We start from the raw sequence: 24,185 nt of genomic DNA on the forward strand, positions 1-24,185 counted from the left end.
ATAATATTGTTCGTAGTTTTGATTAATACTTTAGCTTTCTCTAAATCTGTTGCTGGATTTGATGGGTTAGCTGTTTCCCCATTTGAACCGCCATTATCTGAAGTCCCACCGCTACTAGAAGACCCGCCGCCACCACCGCCACATGCAGTTAAAATTACAGAACAGCTTATTGCTAATAAGGTTTTTTTAAAATCATTATGTTTTTCCCTCTTAAAAATACAAATAAAAAAGCCTTTAAAAATTAAAGGCTTTTAAAAAAAGATTCAAGAACAAAAAGTAACATTAATCCTCTGGATATTCAAAACGGTAGCCGACGCCATACACAGCTTGAATCCACTCATGACGGTTGCCAGTTTCCGCTGCATCTGAAATCTTACGACGTAAATTTTTAATATGACTATCAATCACACGGTCAGCCACTTCAAAACTGTCTGGGTTAATATGATCAAGCAATTGCGCACGTGAATACACCTGCCCTACATGCTCTAAAAACAACTCAAGTAAACGAAACTCAGTTGGCGTTAAGCTCAACGCTTTTTGTTGATACCAAATACGTTGCTGTGCTTTGTCCATACGGAATAAATCATTCACCTCTGGCTCTGCTTTACGTTCTAAACGACGTAATACCGCTTGCACACGTGCCACCAACTCTTTCGGACTAAACGGTTTGCAGACATAATCGTCAGCACCCATATTGAGCCCCAATACACGGTCAATTTCTTCAGTGCGTGCAGTCACCATAATAATTGGCAGATCAGACTGCTCACGGACTTTACGGCAAATGGTTAAGCCATCCATACGTGGCACCATCAGGTCCAAAATCATTAGACTCGGCTTACGCTGCGTGAAGCTCTCATAGGCTTCTTGACCATCATGAAACATGCTGACTTCAAAGCCTGCAGCCTCTAGATAATCACGCACTAGCTGTGCAAGTTCCACTTCATCTTCAACCAACATGATATGTTTCATGCATGCTTCCTTTTAATGTTTCATCTGTTTGGGAAATGTCAATTTGCAACGCAAACCGCCCAATGGAGAATGATCAAAACTCAATTCTCCGCCCAATGCTCTAGCTATTTTTACGGATAACGCCAATCCTAATCCTGTACCACCAGTTGCACGCGTACGTGAATCATCCACACGATAGAAACGCTCACCTAAACGTGCCAACTGTTCATCAGTTAAACCAAATGGGCTGTCATCGACATACACGGTCCACTGGGTTTCATCTTGCTCAGTATGAACATGCACTTCACCACCAGCTTCCGTATAACGAATACTGTTACCCAATAAGTTGACCATAATCTGTTTAAAACGGTCTATATCTAATTGTAATGAAGTGCCATCGCCCGTTGCGGTAATTTTCAAATCGGCTTGTTCAAACTTCGGTTTAAAGCTTTCAACCTCCTGCACAATGACATCCCACGGATTGAGCGTGGTCAAATAACAATTCAGTTGCTGTGCATCGGCTTGCGCCAAATCCGCCAAATCTTTGGTCAATTTTTTCAAACTACTCACTTGATTGAGCATTGAGGCAAAATGCTCTGGCGTTGGCTTACGAATACCGTCCTGCATCGCCTCAATTTGAGCCTGCAACACCGCCAATGGGGTTTTTAATTCATGTGAAGTATCGGCCACCCATTGACGACGTGACGTTTCATGCTGATCGAGAATCACAGCCAACTGGTTCAATTCATTCGATAAATCACCAAGCTCATCATTACGGTTCACCGCGACTTGATGTTGATAATTGCCCTTTGTTAACTCACGTGTTCCCATTAACAAACGCTGAATCGGTTTTTTAAAGTAGGTCGCCAATAACAGTGCAGCAATTAAACTTGCAATAAATGTCAGCACATAAACCAATAACAAATAACGTTTTTGCTTACTAAAGAAGTTAATACTGATCGCATCATCTTGCTCGAGTACAGGTTTGAGCCCCAAATACCCCACGATTTGATTATTTACCATAATCGGACGATAAGAAATCTGTTCATCTGTCGGCTCACCCACCACAAATTGGCGCTGTGCATCATATAAAGATAAACGTGAACTCAAGCCCAAGCGGTCAGGCATTTGAATAAACTGTTTTTTACCACCATTGTTGGTATTGTTTTGAGAGGATTGACCGGCATCTTTATCTTTTTCATCCGCATTCGACTCTTTGGGGCGGAACACATTTTGATTCGCGCTTAAAGGAAATTTTAAACCTTCAAAGGGTTGAAACTCAGACGGTAAGTTTTGTTCAAGCCATTTTAGCTCTTCAGTTTTTTGTTCTGCCGTTTGCTGTGGTGTCGCCAACATCGACGTTGCATTCAAACTATGATCTTGGAAATAGCGCTGCTGCAATGCAATGTCATATTGACGACGTAGCCACCACCGAGAGAGACGATCATAGTCATCGGGTGCTGCCTGCCCTTCAATTTGCAGAATCTGTGCCTGAATCGCATTGCCCCAATCATGATAGACCGTATACACATCGGCTAAATTTTCAATGACATGGTCAAGCTTTTGCATCTCGACATCGGCCACATATTTGGTGAAATTACGCTGCATATTCCAATGCAAAACGCCAAGACTTACCGTTGTGATGACGAGCGTCGTCAACAGCACAGTCAGAAACAAGCGTAGGGCAATCGGGATACGACGTATTTTCAAAAGAGAACTCTCATTTTTCTTCTATATTCATTATTGTAGCGAACACGCAACTAAAAAACTCTCCATTGTTTCTACATCTTTATTATTTAATCTTTAACCATTGAAAAAATATCTAATCTGGTGGGGTATAGACTATGAAACACATGACCAAAATGGCTTTAATCGGTGCAAGCGTATTGAGCATGGGTGCATTAACTGCCTGTCAATCGACAACCGCACCAAAAGATAACGATCATGGCCGCATGATGAAACAACATCATGGTGATCAAGATCGTCGTATGTCACCTGAGCAACGTGAACATTTTAAACAAATGCGTGCCGAGCAACGTCAAGTGTTTGCTGATATGCAAAAAGCCTGCGATGGTAAGGCTACAGGTTCAACAGTTCAAGTAAAAGCTGGCGATAAAAATATTGATGGTACATGTACCATGGTGTTCAAAGCAGACCGTCAAGACATGAAAAAAGCACGTGGTGAACACAAACCAATGCGCGGTGAACATCATCCAATGCGTGGCGACATGCGTGGTCAGATGCAACGCGGTGAGCCACTGACTGATGCAAAACGTGCAGAACTGACTAAAAAGTTTGATCAACGTTTAGCAGAACGCCAAACGAAGCAACAAGCGATTATGAAAGCATGCCAAGGTAAGACTGATGGTAGCGCAGTTGCCATTAAAGTTGGCGAACAGCAAATCAATGGTAAATGTGAAGTTCGCTTCCAACCTAAAGCCCCTGTTGCCCCGACGCCAGCCCCCAGTAAAATAATCCAAACTTAGATCGCAATATCATTGTGTAAAAAAGGCACTCCCATGAGTGCCTTTTTTATTGGACATATCTTTTTACGCTTTTTGACTATTTGTGTCATTCATTTTCATCTAAAAGCGTTTACACTCAATGCACTTAGCTTTTTCAAGGGATATTTCTTTGACTTTACAGTCACCAACAAATCACCCTGAAATGCTTGTACCCAATAAGAAGATGTTGCACGATTAGAACCATTCCAATACGTGTCATTGAAGACACGTTCAAATGTTATTTAGGATTACTAACGCTGGTAGAAACCAGTATTGAGGAAAACGATATGCCACAATACAAAGCGCCCTTACGTGATATGCAATTTGTTCTGCATGAACTTTTAAAAGCAGAAGATCACTATGCACAACTGCCTGCATTTTCTGACACCGTAAGTCGTGAGTTGGTTGACCAATATCTAGAAGCTGCTGCTGACTTCTGTGAAAATGAACTTTCTCCTCTTAACCAAGTCGGCGACCGTGAAGGTTGTACTTGGAATGATGGCGTTGTAACAACACCAACTGGTTTTAAAGAAGCGTATCAAAAATATATCGAACTCGGTTTCCCATCTTTATCTGCTGAAGAACAATACGGCGGTCAAGGCTTACCGGTTTCTTTAGGCAACATCATTTCAGAAATGGTGGGTACGTCGAACTGGGCATGGGGTATGTACCCTGGTCTATCTCATGGTGCTGTCCGTACATTAGAACATCACGGTTCTCAAGAGCAAAAAGACACTTACCTTCCTAAACTTGTTTCAGGTGAATGGACTGGTACGATGTGCTTAACAGAATCTCATGCAGGTTCTGACTTAGGTATTATCCGCTCTAAAGCTGAACCACAAGCAGACGGTAGCTATGCAATTTCTGGCGAGAAAATCTTTATCTCTGCTGGTGAACACGACATGGCTGAAAATATCATCCATATCGTCCTTGCTCGTCTTCCAGGTGCACCAAAAGGCACGAAAGGTATTTCATTATTCATCGTACCTAAATTCAATGTAAATGCTGATGGCTCAATTGGTGAGCGCAATGCGGTACGTTGTGGTTCGATTGAACACAAAATGGGTATCCATGGTAACGCGACTTGTGTCATCAACTTTGATAACGCAAAAGGCTTCTTGATTGGCCCTGAAAACCGCGGTCTAAACTGCATGTTCACATTCATGAACACTGCACGTATCGGTACTGCTGTACAAGGTCTTTCAGCTTCTGAAGGCGCTTTCCAAGGTGCACTTGCTTACGCAAAAGACCGTTTGGCAATGCGTTCACTTTCAGGCCCTAAAGCACCTGAAAAAGAAGCAGATCCAATTATCGTTCACCCTGCAGTACGCAACATGCTGCTTACGCAAAAATCATTTGCTGAAGCTGGTCGTGCTCTGGTTTACTTATTGTCTTTCCATGCCGATATCGTGGAACAAGGTGCAACTGAAGAAGAACGTAAGTTCTCTGACAATATCTTGTCATTATTAACTCCAATTGCTAAAGCATTCTTGACTGAAACAGGTTCTGAATCTGCAAAACACGGTGTTCAAGTATTTGGTGGCCACGGCTTCATTTCTGAACATGGTATGGAACAAATTGTACGTGATACACGTATTTCATGCTTGTACGAAGGTACGACTGAAATTCAAGCAATTGACTTGTTAGGCCGTAAAGTATTGGGTACTCAAGGTGCAATGTTGAAAGACTTCACCAAGATCATCCATAAATTTGTTGAAGCTAACAAAGACAACGCTGCCATGAAAGAATTTGTTGAGCCGCTTGCTGCGCTAAACAAAGAATGGGGCGACTTAACCATGCAGATTGGTATGAAAGCAATGCAAAACCCTGAAGAAGTAGGTGCTGCTGCAGTCGATTACCTCTACTTCTCTGGTTATGTAACGCTTGCTTATTTATGGGCTCGCATGGCACTAGTTGCACAAGAAACTTTAGCTGCAGGAACAACAGATGTTGATTTCTACAATGCAAAAGTAACGACTGCTCGCTTCTACTTCAAGAAAATCTTACCACGCGTTCGCTCTCATGTAGAAGTGATTGCAGGTGGCCTAGATCCTCTTATGGCATTGGATGCAGAACACTTTGCATTCTAATGTGAATATCTAAAACATATTCAAAAAATTGTACTCGTGAGTGCAGAAATAGAGAAAGGACGGTCATAGCATTGGCAGTCCTTTTTCTTTATAAATAGTCCCATAATTTTACTTTGGTCAATTTTCTCCACGCTTTGTGTCGATACAAATTGCCCCAAGTCCATAGATTCAAACAATAAACAGGTGAACGAACATGCCAATTTATAATGCGCCGCTTGCAGATATGAAATTCATCTTAAATGATGTTTTTAAAGCAGAACAATTCTGGCAAAACAACGAAAATCTTGCTCACGTTGATGCTGCAACTGCAGAAGCCATTCTTGAAGAAATGGCAAAATTTGCGCAAAACGTCACTCATCCTTTAAACCGCACAGGTGATGAAGAAGGCGCAACCTATAGTAATGGCAATGTCACGACTCCTGCTGGTTTCAAAGAAGCATTTAAACAATATGCAGAAGGCGGCTGGATTGGTCTAGGCGCAGATGAAGAATGGGGCGGTCAAGGCATGCCGAAAATGCTGACTGTTCTGTCTGATGAAATGCTGTTTGCAACCAACCCATCCTTCATGCTCTACCCGCTTCTTTCTGTAGGTGCAGGCATGGCATTAAACAGCTATGCATCACAAGAGCAAAAAGAAACTTATTTACCAAAAATGTACACAGGTGAATGGTCAGGCACCATGTGCTTAACTGAACCGCATGCAGGTACAGACTTAGGCATTATCAAAACTAAAGCTGAACGTAATGAAGACGGTACTTATAACATCACAGGTACTAAAATCTTCATCACTGGCGGTGACCACGACCTTTCTGAAAATATCATCCACTTAGTTTTAGCGAAAACGCCTGATGCGCCTGCGGGCTCACGCGGAATTTCACTATTCATCGTACCTAAATTCTTGGTGAATGCAGATGGTTCATTGGGTGAGCGTAATGCTGTAGGCCCTGGTTCTATTGAACATAAAATGGGGATCAAAGCGTCTGCAACATGTGTGATGAACTTTGATGGCGCGAAAGGCTACCTGGTTGGTAAAGAAAATGAAGGCCTTGCAGCGATGTTCGTCATGATGAACTACGAACGTCTGTCTATGGGTATTCAAGGCCTAGGTGCTTCTGAATTTGCTTATCAAAATGCAGCGCAATATGCGACTGATCGTTTACAAGGCCGTAGCGCTTCTGGCGTTCAATCGCCTGCAAAACCAGCAGACAGCATCCTTGTACACGGCGATGTACGTCGTATGTTGCTAAATGCACGTGCCAACAATGAAGCATCTCGTGCATTTGCAGTTTATGTCGGTCAACAACTGGACATTACCAAGTTCTCTACGGATCCAGAAGCAGTCAAAGCAGCCAATAACCGTGTTGCGCTGTTAACACCAATTGCAAAAGCGTATTTAACAGATACCGCTTTCCAAGCAACACTGGATGCGCAAATGGTATTTGGTGGTCATGGCTTTATTCGTGAATGGGGTATGGAACAATGTATCCGTGACCTGCGTATTGCACAGATTTACGAAGGAACCAACGGTGTTCAGTCTCAAGACTTAATTGGTCGTAAAACCATTAAGTGCAATGGTGAATTCATTGCTGAATATATCCAAGAAATCCGTGATTTTGCCAATAACTTAGATGCCAGCTTGAACTACATCAAAGATGCAACCTTAGATGCAGCAGCTGAAGTTGAAGCTGTAACTCAATATGTACTTGAAGCTGCTCGTGAAAACATTGAGTTCCCGAACTCAGCAGCCGTTGATTACCTACATGCTGTAGGCTTACTCAGCTTTGCCTATATGTTTGCCCGCATTGCAGATGCAGCAAAAGACAAAGATGGCGAGTTCTACCAAAACAAACTTGCACTAACCCTTTACTTCACGCAGCGTATTTTACCTGAATTGGCTTTACGCATTGCTAAAGTGAAAGCAGGTTCTGAAGTGATCATGAACTTCTCTGAAGATTACTTTACCAACCAAGCTTAATTAGTCGCACAAAATCAAAAATGCCCGATTTATCGGGCATTTTTTTATTCATTGTAGTGATAATATTTCCTGACTGACCTAGCCATTTCAGAATTCGCATTTTCCAAAGCTTTTGCCACATTCATCGCATCTACAGCACTTCGGTTTTGACTGACTTTAAATTTCCCGATCATCGACTGGATATCGACTTCAATCGCCACAATTTTCTCTAACTGTTCAGCAATAAAATCATTAGACGCATCGCCCATTTTCCACGGCACGGGTTGGCTAGCTTCATGTTGTCGAGTCAACCGAGCCAGAACCCCTCGTAAATATTTTTCATCGTCAACTTTACGAATTGTGCCTTTGACATGCACCACACGGTAATTCCATGTCGGTACAACGCGATGATGCTCCTGTTTTCCTTCATACCAGCTAGGCGAAATATATGCATCATCGGCATGAAAAATCACATAGGCGTGCGCTGACTGATTTAGCAATTCAAACATTGGATTGGTCTTGGCAATATGACCGCGCAATATACCCAATTCGCCTGACTCAGTGTCATATTCTAGTGGTAAATGATTCACTTCCAACTCACCATTGGGTGCCGTCAGTATTACTGTCGCCAAAGCATGCTTACGCATAAGATCAATCAGATCAAGGAGTTCATTCTGTTTAAAATGCGTTGGTTGATACATCGTCGCTTCATTCTTATAGGACAAAATTTAAGCTCAAACTTAACATTAAAAACTTTATTAAACCTAAAAATATTTTTGTCATATGCGCTTCATGTGCATGAAATTTGCTTGATATTTAATGACTTGTTCTTCGTTGAATATTCACGCAATTTACAAAGGAGGAATATATATGACACACCGTGATCCCAAAGTAGAAAAAATCGAAGCCCTCCTCGACCGACTTGGCAATCTTGCTGTAGAAGGTTTTCATTATCTTGCACTGTTTGTCATCGGCTGTATGATTTTATGGTCTGCGGGTCATACCATTTTTGAAATTATTACAGTTAAGCAATTCGCCACGATTGACGATATTTTATTATTGTTTATTTACCTCGAACTCGGTGCCATGGTTGGTATTTATTTTAAAACCAACCACATGCCTGTTCGCTTCCTGATTTATATTGCTATTACTGCCCTGACCCGTTTACTGATTTCGGACATTCAACACGACCATAAAGCAGATATGGGCTTGGTCATTACTACAGGTTCGATTCTAATTTTAGCTGTGGCCATTTTGATTGTGCGCTTTGCCTCTTGGACTTACCCTTCGGTTATTCGAGATAAGCATTCCGAGAAGCCATTACCTGAAAGAAAAACCCCACGTCCGCAAGATGATGAATTGGCTTAAACACTAATTCGTTCCTTCTCCTTTTAGGAGACGAGTAGCACTACTACGCAAGAGAGAGGTTATAAACCTTATCGATTAGGCACCAATACATAGCGACCATTTTCAAAAATCCAGTACATTCCATTGGGTGGTGCTGGTAAACCTAAACGCTGCCAATCACTGATAAAAGTATAGGTTGAACTGGAAATACTCGCGCTGGCAGGATCACCATTTACCCAGCTATAACTTTGTGAATTTTGGATAATCGTAGTCGGTGCTTGATATTGAATACTTATGCCATTTTGCACCTGTGGTGGATATGGACGGTTTGGATAATTGGGATATTGAGGGCGATGAGGATAGTTCGGGTAATGCTGCGGGTAATTGGGAGCATGCTGTGGATAGCTTTGACCATGTTGGGGATAACCAGGCCGATTCATAGTAGGTGGACGCTTAGTGGTATCCACACCTTGATAGTTTGACCATTTGTTTTCCGCAAAAGTACTGGCTGAAGTCATTATCAGCATCACACCTGCCATTGCATAGAATAATGTTGCTTTCACTCAAGCTCTCCTTCACGGTATATAGATTAAGTATAAAACCCATTTTAGGAGAAAAAATGAATAAAAATCCATCAAATGCAAGAATTTGTTAATTTTCCGACCAAGCTGATCGCACCTTCAAGCTAGCCTGTTTTTCATTGGATTATGCTAAGATTGATTTTATTTCGTAGTGGATCAAACGCTGTGTCTGAATTAAGTTTTGACCGACTTCATCAATTTTTTTCGAAAGTACCAAGTATCCAAGAAGCCTTAATCGACTCCTACGGCACCGATGGTAAAACTGCTTGGTGGTTTAAATTTCAAATTAATGTAGATCACCCTTTAGCATGGCAAACTGTTCAAGAATTGGGCCATGTATTGAACTATATTTCTAAAAATGAACGCTTACCGACTCAATTTTTACCGGTTTCTCCGCCACCATATATGAATGGCGAAGCAAAACAATTCTTGTCTTGGGTGATTCAATGTAACCACGCCGATTTTCCACCAGATGTTATCTGTGACTGGCTAGAAGCACGTTTGCCGCAACCAGTAGATGATGCCGATAAATGGAAAATCAAAACCGATATTAAAGAATTGGATCAAATGACGGATAAAGATTTAGATCAAATCGTTCCGCCGAATCCTGTACCGAAGAATTAATAATTGCTAAATACACCTCTCCCTAACCCTCTCCTGAAATGAGAGGGAATTCCTTCCCCCTTTGGGGGAAGGTTAGGATGAGGGGAAAATTAAAAAGTAGATATTCCGCTCCATTCCATAAAGCGATACAACACATATTTCAAGGTCGATTCATCCGCATATTTACTATAATCGACACTCATTTGTTTACCATCCAGATTTGACCAAGCCGTATTGAAGTACTGTGATGCATCTTTAAAAACTTGCGCATCTTTCAGACCAATCACGCGTAAATCCGTTTCTAAATTATAGTTTTTCAAGTTACGCGCCGTGAAATTTGCCGAACCTAAAATCATATCGGCTTGATAAGCAGTTCGTTTTAAAATCATCTTGCTATGGCACTGCTCACCATGGGTATTACACCAACGTACATCAATACCCGCATCATGTAATTCGGATGCTACAGGTCGATTTGGAATGCCATTTTTGGTACGTCCAAAAGCATCCTTATTCGGATCGAGTAATACACGAACTTTCACGCCACGTTCATGTGCAGCAATGAGTGCCTTGATAATTTTACGTTCTGACAAGTAGAACATGGCAATATCAATTTCAGTTCCAGCTTTCTTCGCGCTATCAATTAAGTCGAATGTGGCATCATAAATTGCTTTTTCAGTCAGCACCTGTACTTGAGGCTCAGTTTTCGCCGCTTCAACATCCTTAATCACCACAAATGGAATATTGGCTTTGGACATCATTCCAACTGCTTGCTCAGTTTTTAATAGGTCAACTGCAGTCATTCCCTTCACAGTCAGAGCAACATTAGAATGTCGTGAGCTACCATCATGTGGATTCATAGAGGTGACCAAACCTTTCCAGCCATCGATGGTATCCACCACCAAAGTTTTTCGGTGATTCGCTTTAAAGTTAAACAGATCCATATAACTTCGAATCGTCACTTTCTCGGTTCCCAATGGGTTCGGTAACCTGCCTTGTTCAGGATTATTGCCAATATCTTGACAGCAGATATACCAAAAGCCTGACCATGCAGGATTGGATGCACGAAGCGGTACCAAATTGGTTTCCATCAACTCAATGCCCCCTTGTCGTAATTGACGATAATGCTCGGGTTGAATGCCGCCATATACCGAATTGACCGGGTCAGTAATCACAAAAATTTCCACTTGAGGAGATAGTCGACGCTTCAAAATCAGCGCATCGGTCAGCTCCTGTGTTAATTGTTCATGTTTTAATTGAGAGTCGCCAACTTGCGGATTAAAGAGAAACATATCCAACACAATGGTCGACTGTGCTTCTTCGATCATTTTTAGCATTTCTTTAAAAATGCGATGTTCCTGTTGCTGCTTTCCTTGCGCATCGATATAGGTTTCATCCACTAAAAAGTTCACTTCAGCATGGCGAAGTTTCCCCGTGTAGTTCAGCCCTTCAGGGAGTGGTTTTAGCGTGTGATAGGTTGCCGATGCCAAATAACCTAAAACCAATAAACCAATGACCACACCCACATAGCGACGACGTGACCAATTAAGCTTGTGATGTATTCGTTGAATGATGCGCATAAGAAAAAACCTAGTCTAATGCGCTCAGACTAGGTTTTATTCATTGATTTTTCAAGAGGATTTCTGTGACTTCACCTAGACTTCCTTAGAAAAGTCTGTGCAAATTCAATTAGAAACCAAATTCAAGACCAACTGTAAAATTACGACCGACTTGTGGAATATTGGCAAGGAATGACGTGTGAGAGTAAACATCTTCATCCAATAAATTATTGGCTTTGAAATAAACCCGATAATCATTTTGATCTTTCAACTGGCCACTATAGGCCACGCCCAAGTTCACCATGTTGTAGCCATCTGTTTCACGCTCAAATGCAGTGATTTTGTCTTGTTTGAATACATGTGAATATTCTGCAAGACCTGACCAACCATCGGCAAAGTCAACATCGACCTTGGTTCCTAAGCGCCCTGCAGGCACACGTGGCGCATTTTCACCATCAATTTTGCCGCGTACATAATCACCAAAGACACTGAGTTTATACATATCATTAATGGCATAACCCATTTGAGCTTCCGCGCCATAGAACTTGGCTTTGTCTTGGGTGTAATCAACTAAGCGGAAGTTTTCAAAATTATCTTTAGTTGCAGCATAAATGTAGTTGTCATACCAGTTGTGGTACACATGAACGTGATAATCCAACTGATCTTTTTCATAATGGAAACCTAATTCCAGGTTATTGGATTTTTCAACATCTAGATTTTCATTCCCACGTTCATAGGTATTGGTCGCAAAATGCTTGCCATCTGCATACAGCTCTTGCGCTAATGGCAAACGCTCTTGATGCGAACCGACCAGTGACAATTTATAATTGGGTGCAAACGCCCAATTCACAGCACCTGAATAAGAGATGCTATAATCATCATAATCTTTTTGTGCAGAATCGATTTGAATTTTCTGCTGATCGACACGGGCGCCCAGCTCGACATGAAAATCACCAAATTGTTTATGCTCTAAACCAAACACACTCCATTTTTGGGTTTTATTTGGGTTCATCAATGATTCTTCACCACTGATATTGAGCTTTTGTTGATTGTACTGGGTACCGATTACCCCTTCCCATTCAGCAATTGGGTTATGGACCAATTCTAAACGGCCATCATAACCTTTACTTTTAAAAGTGGTTGCTGCGGTGTTACCTTCAATTTCATCATGTTTATAGTCCGTATAACTCGCATGCGCACGTAGTTTTTGGAATCCTGCAAACGGCTCAGCCAATTCAGTACGGAAATCATAGCGTTCTGACTTTAAGTCGACCCATGGGCCTGCGGCATCATGATCGTGATCATGTTCGTCATGCGCTGAATGATCATGCTCATCGGTATGCCCATGGTTATCATGACCATCACAGTGTAGATGGTCATCATGTGGATGACAGCTTTCATATTCATGACTATGACCCGGCAGGCCATATTGGTCTTGTCGGTTGCTATAAGACAGTCCAGCAAAACCACGATCATGAATCCATGACGCGCCCACACTGACATTTTGCCCTTCTGCAAAAGTGTTGCCAACGCGGCGTTCTTTTTCTAATTCACCATCATGATCATGGAAATAATTGGGTGCAATATAATCATTGGCTTTGCGTTTCGAACCTTCTACACGGATGGCAAATTGCTCACCTAAAGCAGCCGTCACACCGGCACTCGCCAATTTTTCATCACTGCCTGAGTTATAACGAACCCCAACTTGCCCTTCATAACCTTTATCAGGAATCGCCGTTGGAATTTTCTGATCCGTCACATTGACCAAACCGCCAACTGTGCCTGCCGCGTATAACAGCGTTGATGGCCCACGGATCACTTCAATTTGTTTTGCCAAAATCGGATCTACCGTAACCGCATGGTCAGGAGATAAAGTCGAAACATCTGCAGTTTCTGAGGCGTGTTCTAAGACTTTGACACGAGGACCATCTTGACCACGCAGCACAGGACGACTTGAACCTGCACCAAACTGATTTGAATATACACCCGGCTGTCCGGCTAACGCATCACCAATTGTGACGCCACCTTGTGCAAGGGCTTTATGTTGAATGACATTATCGGCAACAGCAAAATCTGCCGCACTTTGGTTTAAGGGATGGACCTGAACATTAATGGTTTCGAGCTTTTGTACCTGTTGTTCTGGGTCATCGGCATAAAGGTTGGGTGCAATCACTGCAAAAATCGAAACAGTTATTAAATTTTTATGAAAAGACATGTTGGAGAGACTCAAATCAGGCTATTTTTGAAAAATGTTATAATATAACATTTCATTTGTTTTGCAATAAAAAACATTCTAATCTGCCCAAATCATATACACTCACTAATACCACATTGTATTTATTCATTTATTTATTTTAGTTCAATGCCTTTTACCATATCCCATGCTGTACTCGCACCGCCTATTTCCAAGTTAAGCGGAAACCGCCTGTCTATTGCAGCACTCGCAATTGGTAGCATGGTGCCGGATTTATTCCGTTTATTTACTAATGCTGACTATGTAGGTTCACATCAATGGTCGGGGTTAATTGTTCCAAACTTAATCCTAGGTTTGCTGTTTTGTGTGCTGTGGTATGTGCTTTATCGCCCGATGTTATTTGCTTTTTTTGGTTTAAATAAGCCGCTGCATCTACAGAATTTCAATCAATGCTGTGGGTTTATCCTAAGCCTCATCCTCGCACTCATCATTGGAACTTCGACGCATATTGTTTGGGATGGCTTGACCCATGTTGACTTTCGTACCTTTGCATTTAAGGATCTATTGAGTCTACCGATTCAATTTTTTGGTCATTCATATCCCCTACATCGCGTGTTGCAAATTGGATTATCTGGCTTGGCACTCCCCGTTTTGGCATGGATGATTTATCGTCATCATCTTCACTATCGAAGTACTGTAAACGTCCCCACAACCATCAAAGTCTATGTATATGGTTTAGCGGCCCTGTCTCTAGCTGCGGGAATCGCAAGTTATTTTTATTTTGCTGACAGTATTTACTCAGATGCCTTTGTGCATGACCTGTATGCCTATGTCGGCAAAGCCATTAATTATTTTTTTCGTGCATTTTTGGCCACGTTTAGCCTTGGTAGTCTGATATTTCTGATCTTAAGCAAGAGCACTAACATTTTTTCTACGTCATCGGCTTAAGCCCTTCATTGAGCAAAAATTTGCTGTAAATTTGGCTGTTTTAGCAATAAGTCCTTGTGACAAAACAGCCAAAAAGAGGCATAATCCCCTATTCGAATAAAAGCGGTACGCTGTTTACGTATTCGCTGACCTTAACCCATATAGTTGGATTTCTAACGCTATGATGCGAACTCATTACTGCGGCTCACTTACTGAAGCCCAAATCGACCAAACCGTTACATTATGCGGTTGGGTTCACCGTCGCCGTGACCACGGTGGTGTAATCTTCCTTGACATGCGCGACCGTGATGGCCTTGTTCAAGTAGTGATTGACCCTGATACTCCTGAAGCTTTCGCGACTGCTGATAAATCACGTTCAGAATTCGTATTAAAAATTACAGGCCGTGTACGTCGTCGTTACGAAGGTACTGAAAACGCGAATATCGTGAGTGGTCAAATCGAAGTTTTAGGCAAAGAAATTGAAGTTCTTGCTGCGTCTGAAACTCCTCCATTCCCATTGAATGACGAAAATACCAATATTTCTGAAGAAGTACGTTTGAAATATCGTTTCCTCGATATTCGTCGTCCAGAAATGTTAGATCGTTTACGTTTCCGTTCTAAATTGACTAACCTAATTCGTAACTACTTCGAAGAAAATGGTTTCTTAGACGTGGAAACACCGATTTTGACTCGTGCGACTCCTGAAGGTGCGCGTGACTATTTAGTACCAAGTCGTGTTTCTAACGGTAGCTTCTACGCACTTCCACAATCTCCACAATTGTTCAAACAGTTGTTAATGGTTGGCGGTATCGATCGTTACTACCAAATTGCTAAATGTTTCCGTGATGAAGACTTACGTGCTGACCGTCAACCTGAATTCACACAAATCGACGTTGAAACATCGTTCATGAGTGACGATGACATCATGGATTTAATGGAACGTTTAACGGTTAAGATGTTCAAAGAACTTCTAAACGTTCAGTTCGACAAGTTCCCACGTATGACGTATGCAGATGCAATGCGTGACTATGCATCTGATAAACCTGACTTACGTATTCCTTTGAAACTTGTTGATGTTGCAGACATGATGCAAGACGTTGAGTTCAAAGTATTCGCAGGTCCTGCAAAAGATCCTAAAGGCCGTATTGTTGCGCTTCGCGTACCAGGTGCTGGCGCGCTTCCACGTAGCCAAATTGACGAATACACTAAATTCGTTGGCATTTATGGCGCGAAAGGCTTGGCTTACATCAAAGTCAACGAACTTGAAAAAGGTATTGAAGGTCTTCAATCTCCAATCGTTAAATTCATCGAGCCAATCGTGCTTGATCTATTGAAACGCGTTGGTGCTGAAAATGGCGACATCGTATTCTTTGGTGCGGACAAAGCGAAAATCGTAAATGATGCGATGGGTGCTTTACGTATCAAAGTCGGTCACGACATGAAACTTGCAACTTGCGAGTGGGCGCCACTTTGGGTTGTTGACTTCCCAATGTTCGAAGAAACTGATGACGGTAAATGGACGTCTGTTCATCACCCATTCACGCTGCCAAAATCAAGCGTTGAAGAAGTGAAGAACAACCCAGGTGCTGCACTTTCTGTTGCTTACGATATGGTATTGAACGGTACTGAAATCGGTGGTGGTTCATTACGTATCTTCAACCTAGAAATGCAAAAAGCGATCTTTGAAGCGCTTGGTATTTCTGAAGAAGAAGCAGAAGAGAAATTCAGCTTCTTGCTTAATGCCTTGAAATTCGGTGCGCCTCCTCACGGTGGTTTAGCATTCGGTCTTGACCGTTTAGTGATGTTGATGACTGGTGCATCTTCTATCCGTGACGTGATTGCATTCCCGAAAACTAAGACTGCGGAATGCCCTTTAACTCAAGCGCCTGCGCCAGTTGAAGCAACCCAATTGCGCGACCTAGGTATTCGCTTACGTGAAAAACCAAAAGCTGAAGAATCTAAATAATCTTACATTTTAAGATTTAGATTTTAAGTTTCAAAAAACCCTGCGCTATGCAGGGTTTTTTATGTCAACCTACAAAAGGTGGTAGAAAACCTACAAAACATAAATTAAAGATTTGATGTACTTTGCTAATATCAAAACGCTTCAAGTACGTTATGATGTTGAACTACATCCTTTGAGCAATGGACAGCTCAATTTTCCACTTCCGATTATTTTGTTTTTAGATTCAGATCTTTTTGTACTTTTCATTGAATAAGTCCGGTCTCTTGGCAAAATTTATTTTATTCCATGCTGTCAATTTTGAGACCTTGTGATCCATGTACTTTATATTCAAAATCATCGCGCTATTGCCACTTTGGCTGTTACAAAACTTGGCCTTGATGATCGCGTTTATTCTTAATCTATTTAATTCATCGATCAAACTTATCACTAGCATCAATATTCAACTGGCCTACCCAGATTTGTCAGAGACTGCGCAGAGACAGCTCATTAATCAAAGTATCCGCAGCCAATGCCTGACCTATATTGAATTTATTAAATGTTGGGGGATGCCGCCAAGTTATAGCCTGAGCTTACTGAAAAATATTTATGGTGAAAATATCCTCACGGAAGCACTTGCGAATAAAAAAGGTGTCATTGTTGTGGTTCCGCATTTTGGCTGTTGGGAACTACTCAATGCATGGCTGAACTTGTATACAGAACCGATGATTATGTATAAACCGAATAAAAATAAAGGGATCAATCGTTATCTGTTAGAAGCACGAGAGAAGTTTAATGCAACCTTAGTCCCGACAGATGAAACAGGGATCCGTGCCATTTTTAAACATTTAAAACAAGGCGGCCTAACGGTGATTTTACCAGACCATTTACCAAAGCCTTCAGGCGGCATTTATTCCAATTTTTTTGGGCAAAATACTTTATCGATCACACTTGTTTCAAAGCTTGCTGCAAAAACCCAATGCAATGTCATCGGCTTAAGTTGTATCCGACAACCCAACTTAAGGCACTTTGATGTGCATTGCCACCCCTTAGCAGACGAGATTTTATCTAAAGATTTACAATCGTCTGTCGACGCGCTGAACATCGCGATGCAAGACATCATTAACCAAGCACCAGAACAGTATATCTGGTCTTATAAACGCTTTCGGGTCTGCTTTGGCAACATCAATATGTACCGCAAATAAAGGCGATCTAAACAGAACTCAACCTTAAGATTTGTGTATCACGCGCTTGGATTAATCTTATTCAATTGAGATCGATTATCGACAGTGGCATAATAGCCTCAATTTCCACTTTAAGTGATTCTCCTATGGCTATGCGTCCTGAAGTCCGTCGTCGTGCAATCGTCTTGATTGTTTTTTCTGTCGTACAATGGTTGTTCATGCGCTACATTTTAGCCAATGAATTATTCAACTTAACCACCTATAACCGAATTGTTTTATTCTGTGTCAGCAGCCTTGCAGGTGCATTATTAATCTTTGTCGGTTTGATTTATATGGTGTTGAAGGGGAACAGCGAGAAGGATTCCTAATAACCCATAATAAGAGTTAAAAATAATAAAGTGCTTTTTTTTCCACATCTTTATTATTTTCATATTTACTCAACATCTCGTTCATCTGAATAGTATTAAGATTAGCAGAATACGTTTTTCCCTGAGGTCTATAGCTATGATCTACTGGTGTGGCATCTACTATACCTATTCGGAAATACTTTTTTTCAGCAATTTTTGGCCAAATAAAATCAAGACCATAACCCATTGGACTTTCTACAGGGAATGGTAAAATATCCCCATAAACTGTTCTATGTATAGAAAAAATTGGACCAATTTCAACAAAATTAGTAGCTCTACAAGTTACATTTTTTTGAGCAAGACATATTTTATGATCATGAAAACTGTAGAATGTTCGTGCTGGTTGTGCAATTTTTAATGCGAACTTTTCTACATATAGTAAATATAAGTCAATAAAGTCAGCTAAAATATGAATATCATCATCACTTATAATTAAATAATCATACTTTTGATAATCTATATTATTAAGCAAGTTTGTAAGTAGTTCAAACTTAGGAATTTTAGTTGAAGAATGCCCTATAGTTACATCTTGCATTTCTACTGGAATTGGATTTTCTCCTATCGCAAACCACTTTTGTTCAACGTTATGAAATTTGGAACTAGAAAATTGTTTTTTTAAAATGGCTGCTTGGTTAGCATAATCCGTCAGATAAATACCTATGAGTAAAACATTAAGACTAACAGGAACATTTATCAAAATATCTTTATTGGTAGAATATTTATGACCATATCTCTTAAATCTACTCCTTAGCCAAGGACGAAATAAAGAAACTATTTTTTTACTAAGACTCATTAGAACACCCATAATTTAGATTTAAGAAATGAAGTATGTTTAATATACAAATGAAAAATATTATTTATATTTATGATTAAAAATCTTAGCTAAGTTTTTACTCAAAAAACCACCAAAATTACTCGTTTTTAAATCTGCAGAGCAATCTCTTTCATGTTGAATTAAGCTCACACCTTTATTATCACCATATTTTTCTACGATAGGATGATCAAATAAATGTGTCATTAAAATTTGCGAAGTTGAGTCAAAATCATGTAAATAACTCCAATCATCTGCGCGGCGAATAGGCTCATGATAATGTAGTAGGGTTTCCGCCATTACACGATCCACAATGTAAGCCACTGTATAATTAACTCTATTATAAAAATGAGGCGAGACTTTCAATATACTTTGATTTAAAAATGTATAAGGTTGTATCTTTCCACGAACATTTCTACACACTTTCATCTGTATACCACCTAAACTAAATAATATATTAGCTGGTAAATTAATGCTTTTTACTGTCTTATAGATAATATCTTCATTTAAATCATCTGGAATGATGGCATCATCTTCTAGAATAAGAGCGTAATCTTCTTTAGAGTTTAAAAATCTTTTCAAAGCCTCTAAATGTGATAAAGTGCATCCCAATTCACCAGGCGTTAAAGGTTTTTCTCTTCCTTTTACAGCCATTTCGAAATATTCTTTAGTAGGAAGATCTGCCCCCTTAATACCTATAATTTCGTAATGAATTGCTTTATCTTGAAAGAAGGATTGGTTTAAAAAAATTTTTAACCGAGGTGACTCTTTGTGTTCAACACTAATTATAAATACTTTCAATTGCCGCTCCAAAAAAAATTACGATTTCTTTAGTTGAATCTGTTCATAGTACAATTTTTCAGTCTTTGTACACATTTCTTCAAATTTCAAATTCAATTGTGCTTTTTCAAAAGCTGATTCAAATTTTGGTTGAAGTTGAGATTTTAAACCAATTTTTTTGTTGATTAATAACTTAAGTGCTTGTGCGTCATTGGGTCGGCAAACATATTCTTGATCTAAAAAATCCGTCACCATTCCAACATCTGTGGCAAATACAGGTACTTTTAATAGTAAAGCTTCAGCAAGTGTAATAGGTCCACCCTCATTCCTAGAAGAAATAATCATAACGTCAGAATTTGTTAATAATTGAGGTATATCTGATCTCAAACCCAACAATTTTACATTGTCCTGCAAAAAAAGCTCAGATATTTTTTTTTCCAAAATAGGCCGATCTCCCCCTTCACCTGCAATCAAAAGATCAGCATCAACTCCTTGCCAAGCTTCAATTAAAAGATCAAAGCCTTTAGCTTGTACTAGCCGTCCAATAGCTAAAGCTTGTGGACGAATTCGTGGGGTCAATCTCATTTCAGATAAATACTCTACAGATGTCCCATTCCAGATTACTTGAACCTTATTCTCTTCTGGAAAAATTTGTGCAATTTTATGACTAACTGCAATTACCTTGTCAAATTTAAGGAATGGCTTAATATTAGTTTTAATATTGTGGATTGTAGCAATAGTTGGACAATCAAATTTATTGAGCCATGGTGATAATATATTTGCAGCCTTGTTTGCTTGTGCATGAATAATGTCTGGAGAAATACTTTTTATAAGCTGAAAAAGCTGATAATGAAGCAAGGGGTTAAATCGGCTTCTTGATAAATCAATATTATGTAACTTAATGCCTACGTGCAAATAATCTCGATATGAAGCATGAGCAATCAAATGCACTTCATGATGTTCTGCTAAGGCATTGCATAATTTTATGGTATGTTGTTCCAATCCACCCATACCGGCACTAGAAGCCATAACCTGTACTATTTTCATACGTTTTCTAGCCTTGTTTCTTAATAACTTGTTTCAACCGATCAGCCCTACGTAGAATTTTTTTCTTCATCAACCGATTAGACCAATATGAAATGGGGATAATTTCTTTACCACGAGCTATAGATTTAATATCGACACAATATAAACGCATCCCCTTTGAGGATTGCTGTATAACCATATTTCCAGAATTTAAGTCAAATAAAGGGATGCGATATTCAAGCAAAAATTTACAAAATTTATCAATCTCTTTGTATAACTGTTGCTTACTTAATGTGGAGTTTTCACATATATGATGATGTAAACTTTTTGCAACTGTACCATCTTCATTACGTACAAGTTCAGTTGATAATATCCAACCCAACTCACTCACATCAAGACTATAAATCGGAGCAATATATTCTAGAGCAATTTCATGAGTCACCAATTTGTGTAATTTTTTTGCAGCTCTCCATTCTACAAAATTTTCATTAAAATAATTAAAATTACGACTTAAATAGCGTTGTATTGACTGTCTCCAGTTTTTAGTCTTTTTCCGCTCAAATGGTAAATCAATTTTTAGACAAATCGAATTATCTCTTGGTGAAATCACACAATAACGATTTGCCCCTGAACCTAATAATTCTGCTTGAGCAATTTCACTTTTTGAATACATGTTCTAACCATTCATAATTTTCTGAATACGGCTTATCAAAAATTGTTTCCAACATAAATTTTGTTGTACGCTGACAATTATAACTCACATGTGCACGCTTCCAACCAGCCTCAGCTATTAACTTAGCCTGATCTGGATTATCTTTATAAAATTGTGTCTTTCGAGCTAAATCATCCAAGTTATCAAAATAGACTACTTCAGAATCATTAAATAAAAGATCTAATTCTGGTACTTTAGGCGTGAATGTCAGTAAACCATTCCCCGTCAATTGCACAATACGATCAGATACATATAAACAAATATCATTGCGTCGTGAATAACTCAATCCCATTTTACTTTGTGTTAGCGTTTGAATATAATCCGCTCCATACAACTTGGGCGCTACAAAACCAGGCAAGTACAGTTTTAAAAATGATATTTTTTGCTGCAACTGTTTTACAAAGTTTGCTCGCTCCTGATCTCCAGCAGAACCACAAAAAATAAAATCATGTGAAGTATTTTTATTTAAAAAACTTTGCCCTACTTCAACTACCGAATTGACCATGTTCGGCATATATGCAGCCACAGTTTGATCTTTAGCGAATTGTTTTAATAACTCACCGCCAGTTGTAACAAAAATAGTATCTAAGTAAGGCTGAAACTTATGGATAAACTTAATTTTTTCAGACTCATAGATTGGATCTACATACCAAAAGGCAATTTTAATATTTGGATATTTCTGTCTAATTTGCTTTAAAGTTTCAGGATCAATCTGTGGACAATGCCCAATCAATACTAAGTCTGGTTGTAAGTTATCAGTCAGACGTAAGACTTCAGCATTTGCCCATTTAGCCCCAATTTTTTTAGTCCGCCATATTGTTCCAAAGTAAGCCATATCTTTAAATGAAAAATCATAAACAAAATGACCATTTTGCTGTAATCCAAAAGAAATTTTACGGTCTGTGTTATAAAACTGCTCAGCAGATTTTTTATAAGCTAGGTTACAAATGTGAAGAATCTTCATCAGAAAATTAAGCCCCAATAATTTAACTTATTGTATATGATTCAAATTAATCTCGTTCATTTATTCAAATTATTTAACTTTATAGTATGAAAATTTGTCAGCACTCACTTAAACTTTCTTGTATTGAATAAGAACAGTATTTTGAATTGAGGAAAATTCTACTCACTCATACTAAAATTTTAATTATGTACCACCTAAACTTAGATATGGCACATAATCATCCCAATCAAAAACGGTGACATTTTGATTGTCTTCAATATTCGCCAACGATTTTTTAGGATCTAATAATGGTGTTTTCACCCCCAATAAATCTGCATAAATATGCATATAATCGTAGGCACTGACAGTCTTGTTATATTGTTTTTTAGCCTGCGCATCGCTACGTAATACAAAAAATGGAACCTGATAATTATCTTTAAAATCATTATCTACATGATATGAATCTTCATCCACGGTCATACCATGATCAGAAAAATAGGTCACACTGAAACTACGCTGATCAGCCTTCAAAGAGGTATATATCTGTTCTATAAAGTGATCCAACTTATTGATCGAAGATAAATAACAATTAATCGTTTCAGGTTTATTCGCATACATACGTGGTGCCTTAAACAGACGTTCACAAGCATCCGGATGTGAACCCATCATATGAATAAAAATTACATTTTTTTGATTAGCATATTTTTTTAACTGGGCCTGTAATATTTCGACCAATTTGTCGTCATCAATATTACTCGACATATAGTTACCACTTTTCAGGAAGAACTGATGATCGGCATGAATAGCAATTTTAGAAATCGCCGTATCATTTTTCCCCATAAATCCCTGATTTGAAATCCACATGGTGTTATAACCCGCTTGTTTTGCTAGCGTCACAACATTTTTTGCAATCTGCGGTTCACGATTTTGATCAACCAAAGTCAGCGTACGAGTCAGACTAGTTACCGTATTCGGTGCAGTTGCGATGTAATGATCTACAACATCCAGCGGCATCTGATTTAAAAAAGGTGTGGTATCGTCTTTCGAACCGTAGAGTGATAAATGGTCTCGCTGAACACTCTCACCAATGATAATCACTTGATTATCATAGCTAGCATTCACCTGCTGAATTTGCCAATCGACATCTTGCACATTATCTTCAAGGAGCTTGGCCTCTTCTTGTTTATATTTAACCGTCGCCAGTGCAGTTTGAACACCAAACACACTGACGCAGTTAGCAATAAAGATAAGTGCCAAAATCAGCTTGCGATAATTTCCCTGATTAGCTTGATTAAAAAATAAAATATAAAAACAGAGACTTAAAAAAATAATTAAGGCAAAAACAATATATTTAGGATTAACTACAGATAAAAATTCAAAGGCTTCATTGGTATTGCTTTGGAACATCGATGCCACGATTCCCAAAGACATGTGCCCTTGTAAGAACCCCGTCCCACTTGCAATATACAGGCTAATGACAAAAAACAGACTAAGGAAGATGTACTTAAAAAAACGACTATGTAATTGTTTTACTGCAATAAAAAAAAACGTACTCGAAAGTACCAAGATAAAAAATAAAGGGGCATTTTTAATATGAGCTAAATAGTCCCAAAAACCTAAGCCAATACAAAACCCAATCGAAAGTAAAAGCGGAAACAAATAGGTTTTTAGCATGA

At 39.4% G+C, this 24,185-nt stretch carries 22 protein-coding genes; 10 read left to right on the top strand and 12 right to left on the bottom strand.

Features of this window, described 5'->3' with window-relative positions; genetic code table 11:
- The first annotated feature begins 6 nt into the window (after nucleotides 1-6).
- On the top strand, nucleotides 7-255 hold the full coding sequence (locus tag FTU77_RS15885; protein ID WP_218947314.1) for a hypothetical protein: 249 nt from the start codon (nucleotides 7-9) through the stop codon (nucleotides 253-255).
- Nucleotides 256-282: 27 nt separating this feature from the next.
- Here the strand turns inward: FTU77_RS15885 and FTU77_RS11620 are convergent, their stop codons facing one another.
- Nucleotides 283-969, bottom strand: a complete 687-nt coding sequence (locus FTU77_RS11620; protein WP_111885370.1) for a response regulator — start codon at nucleotides 967-969, stop codon at nucleotides 283-285.
- Nucleotides 970-981: 12 nt separating this feature from the next.
- Complete coding sequence (gene baeS, locus FTU77_RS11625; protein WP_180055853.1) at nucleotides 982-2,658, bottom strand: sensor histidine kinase efflux regulator BaeS; 1,677 nt, start codon at nucleotides 2,656-2,658, stop codon at nucleotides 982-984.
- Between the two features lie 134 nt (nucleotides 2,659-2,792).
- Here baeS and FTU77_RS11630 point away from each other — a divergent pair, with 134 nt between their 5' ends.
- The 3 genes from FTU77_RS11630 (at nucleotide 2,793) to FTU77_RS11640 (ending at nucleotide 7,517) form a co-directional block, all read left to right on the top strand.
- Entirely contained in the window at nucleotides 2,793-3,434 is a 642-nt protein-coding gene (locus FTU77_RS11630; RefSeq protein WP_180055854.1) for a hypothetical protein, read from the top strand.
- 305 nt (nucleotides 3,435-3,739) lie between these two features.
- Nucleotides 3,740-5,542, top strand: a complete 1,803-nt coding sequence (locus FTU77_RS11635; RefSeq protein ID WP_078194152.1) for an acyl-CoA dehydrogenase C-terminal domain-containing protein — start codon at nucleotides 3,740-3,742, stop codon at nucleotides 5,540-5,542.
- 193 nt (nucleotides 5,543-5,735) lie between these two features.
- Nucleotides 5,736-7,517 (top strand): acyl-CoA dehydrogenase C-terminal domain-containing protein, encoded by a 1,782-nt coding sequence (locus FTU77_RS11640; protein ID WP_078194153.1) that lies wholly within the window; start codon nucleotides 5,736-5,738, stop codon nucleotides 7,515-7,517.
- 44 nt (nucleotides 7,518-7,561) lie between these two features.
- Here the strand turns inward: FTU77_RS11640 and FTU77_RS11645 are convergent, their stop codons facing one another.
- Nucleotides 7,562-8,197 carry an FMN-binding negative transcriptional regulator gene (locus FTU77_RS11645; RefSeq protein ID WP_180055883.1) on the bottom strand — a complete coding sequence of 212 codons (636 nt, stop codon included), beginning with the start codon at nucleotides 8,195-8,197 and terminating at the stop codon, nucleotides 7,562-7,564.
- Nucleotides 8,198-8,366: 169 nt separating this feature from the next.
- Here FTU77_RS11645 and FTU77_RS11650 point away from each other — a divergent pair, with 169 nt between their 5' ends.
- Nucleotides 8,367-8,864 (top strand): phosphate-starvation-inducible protein PsiE, encoded by a 498-nt coding sequence (locus FTU77_RS11650; protein ID WP_180055855.1) that lies wholly within the window; start codon nucleotides 8,367-8,369, stop codon nucleotides 8,862-8,864.
- Between the two features lie 68 nt (nucleotides 8,865-8,932).
- On the opposite strand, the gene FTU77_RS11655 is transcribed toward FTU77_RS11650, so the two are convergent.
- Entirely contained in the window at nucleotides 8,933-9,406 is a 474-nt protein-coding gene (locus tag FTU77_RS11655) for an RcnB family protein (RefSeq protein ID WP_373685278.1), read from the bottom strand.
- A gap of 183 nt (nucleotides 9,407-9,589) precedes the next feature.
- On the opposite strand from FTU77_RS11655, the gene FTU77_RS11660 reads away from it, so the two are divergent.
- A complete protein-coding gene (locus FTU77_RS11660) occupies nucleotides 9,590-10,048 on the top strand; it encodes a hypothetical protein (protein ID WP_168378753.1) in 459 nt (152 codons plus the stop codon).
- Nucleotides 10,049-10,137: 89 nt separating this feature from the next.
- On the opposite strand, the gene FTU77_RS11665 is transcribed toward FTU77_RS11660, so the two are convergent.
- Entirely contained in the window at nucleotides 10,138-11,604 is a 1,467-nt protein-coding gene (locus FTU77_RS11665) for a phospholipase D family protein (RefSeq protein WP_180055856.1), read from the bottom strand.
- Between the two features lie 109 nt (nucleotides 11,605-11,713).
- Nucleotides 11,714-13,798 carry a zinc piracy TonB-dependent receptor ZnuD gene (gene znuD, locus FTU77_RS11670; protein ID WP_180055857.1) on the bottom strand — a complete coding sequence of 695 codons (2,085 nt, stop codon included), beginning with the start codon at nucleotides 13,796-13,798 and terminating at the stop codon, nucleotides 11,714-11,716.
- A 147-nt stretch (nucleotides 13,799-13,945) separates the two neighbouring features.
- Here znuD and FTU77_RS11675 point away from each other — a divergent pair, with 147 nt between their 5' ends.
- The 4 genes from FTU77_RS11675 (at nucleotide 13,946) to FTU77_RS11690 (ending at nucleotide 18,198) form a co-directional block, all read left to right on the top strand.
- Entirely contained in the window at nucleotides 13,946-14,725 is a 780-nt protein-coding gene (locus tag FTU77_RS11675; protein WP_180055858.1) for a DUF4184 family protein, read from the top strand.
- A gap of 160 nt (nucleotides 14,726-14,885) precedes the next feature.
- Complete coding sequence (aspS, locus tag FTU77_RS11680; protein ID WP_180055859.1) at nucleotides 14,886-16,670, top strand: aspartate--tRNA ligase; 1,785 nt, start codon at nucleotides 14,886-14,888, stop codon at nucleotides 16,668-16,670.
- 314 nt (nucleotides 16,671-16,984) lie between these two features.
- On the top strand, nucleotides 16,985-17,851 hold the full coding sequence (locus FTU77_RS11685) for a lysophospholipid acyltransferase family protein (protein ID WP_180055860.1): 867 nt from the start codon (nucleotides 16,985-16,987) through the stop codon (nucleotides 17,849-17,851).
- 125 nt (nucleotides 17,852-17,976) lie between these two features.
- Nucleotides 17,977-18,198: a hypothetical protein gene (locus FTU77_RS11690; protein WP_180055861.1), complete on the top strand. Its 222-nt coding sequence runs from the start codon at nucleotides 17,977-17,979 to the stop codon at nucleotides 18,196-18,198.
- A gap of 16 nt (nucleotides 18,199-18,214) precedes the next feature.
- Here FTU77_RS11690 and FTU77_RS11695 read toward each other — a convergent pair whose 3' ends face one another.
- The 6 genes from FTU77_RS11695 to FTU77_RS11720 all read right to left on the bottom strand — a co-directional run bounded on the left by FTU77_RS11695 (nucleotide 18,215) and on the right by FTU77_RS11720 (nucleotide 24,183).
- Complete coding sequence (locus FTU77_RS11695; RefSeq protein ID WP_257222207.1) at nucleotides 18,215-19,030, bottom strand: hypothetical protein; 816 nt, start codon at nucleotides 19,028-19,030, stop codon at nucleotides 18,215-18,217.
- 60 nt (nucleotides 19,031-19,090) lie between these two features.
- Nucleotides 19,091-19,849, bottom strand: coding sequence for a glycosyltransferase family 25 protein (locus FTU77_RS11700; protein ID WP_180055862.1), 759 nt, complete (start codon nucleotides 19,847-19,849; stop codon nucleotides 19,091-19,093).
- Between the two features lie 18 nt (nucleotides 19,850-19,867).
- Entirely contained in the window at nucleotides 19,868-20,875 is a 1,008-nt protein-coding gene (locus FTU77_RS11705; protein ID WP_180055863.1) for a glycosyltransferase, read from the bottom strand.
- Between the two features lie 7 nt (nucleotides 20,876-20,882).
- Nucleotides 20,883-21,527, bottom strand: a complete 645-nt coding sequence (locus FTU77_RS11710; RefSeq protein ID WP_180055864.1) for a YrbL family protein — start codon at nucleotides 21,525-21,527, stop codon at nucleotides 20,883-20,885.
- Nucleotides 21,511-22,530: a glycosyltransferase gene (locus tag FTU77_RS11715; protein WP_180055865.1), complete on the bottom strand. Its 1,020-nt coding sequence runs from the start codon at nucleotides 22,528-22,530 to the stop codon at nucleotides 21,511-21,513. Before FTU77_RS11715 ends, FTU77_RS11710 begins: the two co-directional genes overlap by 17 nt.
- Nucleotides 22,531-22,713: 183 nt before the next feature.
- Nucleotides 22,714-24,183, bottom strand: a complete 1,470-nt coding sequence (locus FTU77_RS11720) for a phosphoethanolamine transferase (protein ID WP_180055866.1) — start codon at nucleotides 24,181-24,183, stop codon at nucleotides 22,714-22,716.
- Nucleotides 24,184-24,185 lie beyond the last annotated feature (2 nt).

It is taken from the genome of Acinetobacter sp. YH12142, from assembly GCF_013418435.1.
Taxonomy (GTDB): domain Bacteria; phylum Pseudomonadota; class Gammaproteobacteria; order Pseudomonadales; family Moraxellaceae; genus Acinetobacter; species Acinetobacter amyesii.

What these genes read in the sequence shown, in the direction of transcription:
- aspS (WP_180055859.1), top strand. Translation starts at nt 14,886, where the DNA reads ATGATGCGAACTCATTACTGCGGCTCACTTACTGAAGCCCAAATCGAC.
- FTU77_RS11695 (WP_257222207.1), bottom strand. Translation starts at nt 19,030, where the DNA reads ATGAGTCTTAGTAAAAAAATAGTTTCTTTATTTCGTCCTTGGCTAAGG.
- FTU77_RS11690 (WP_180055861.1), top strand. Translation starts at nt 17,977, where the DNA reads ATGGCTATGCGTCCTGAAGTCCGTCGTCGTGCAATCGTCTTGATTGTT.
- FTU77_RS11635 (WP_078194152.1), top strand. Translation starts at nt 3,740, where the DNA reads ATGCCACAATACAAAGCGCCCTTACGTGATATGCAATTTGTTCTGCAT.
- FTU77_RS11630 (WP_180055854.1), top strand. Translation starts at nt 2,793, where the DNA reads ATGAAACACATGACCAAAATGGCTTTAATCGGTGCAAGCGTATTGAGC.
- FTU77_RS11710 (WP_180055864.1), bottom strand. Translation starts at nt 21,527, where the DNA reads ATGTATTCAAAAAGTGAAATTGCTCAAGCAGAATTATTAGGTTCAGGG.
- FTU77_RS11665 (WP_180055856.1), bottom strand. Translation starts at nt 11,604, where the DNA reads ATGCGCATCATTCAACGAATACATCACAAGCTTAATTGGTCACGTCGT.
- FTU77_RS11685 (WP_180055860.1), top strand. Translation starts at nt 16,985, where the DNA reads ATGTACTTTATATTCAAAATCATCGCGCTATTGCCACTTTGGCTGTTA.
- FTU77_RS11705 (WP_180055863.1), bottom strand. Translation starts at nt 20,875, where the DNA reads ATGAAAATAGTACAGGTTATGGCTTCTAGTGCCGGTATGGGTGGATTG.
- FTU77_RS11650 (WP_180055855.1), top strand. Translation starts at nt 8,367, where the DNA reads ATGACACACCGTGATCCCAAAGTAGAAAAAATCGAAGCCCTCCTCGAC.
- znuD (WP_180055857.1), bottom strand. Translation starts at nt 13,798, where the DNA reads ATGTCTTTTCATAAAAATTTAATAACTGTTTCGATTTTTGCAGTGATT.
- FTU77_RS11640 (WP_078194153.1), top strand. Translation starts at nt 5,736, where the DNA reads ATGCCAATTTATAATGCGCCGCTTGCAGATATGAAATTCATCTTAAAT.
- FTU77_RS11715 (WP_180055865.1), bottom strand. Translation starts at nt 22,530, where the DNA reads ATGAAGATTCTTCACATTTGTAACCTAGCTTATAAAAAATCTGCTGAG.
- FTU77_RS11720 (WP_180055866.1), bottom strand. Translation starts at nt 24,183, where the DNA reads ATGCTAAAAACCTATTTGTTTCCGCTTTTACTTTCGATTGGGTTTTGT.
- FTU77_RS11620 (WP_111885370.1), bottom strand. Translation starts at nt 969, where the DNA reads ATGAAACATATCATGTTGGTTGAAGATGAAGTGGAACTTGCACAGCTA.
- FTU77_RS11645 (WP_180055883.1), bottom strand. Translation starts at nt 8,197, where the DNA reads ATGTATCAACCAACGCATTTTAAACAGAATGAACTCCTTGATCTGATT.
- FTU77_RS11675 (WP_180055858.1), top strand. Translation starts at nt 13,946, where the DNA reads ATGCCTTTTACCATATCCCATGCTGTACTCGCACCGCCTATTTCCAAG.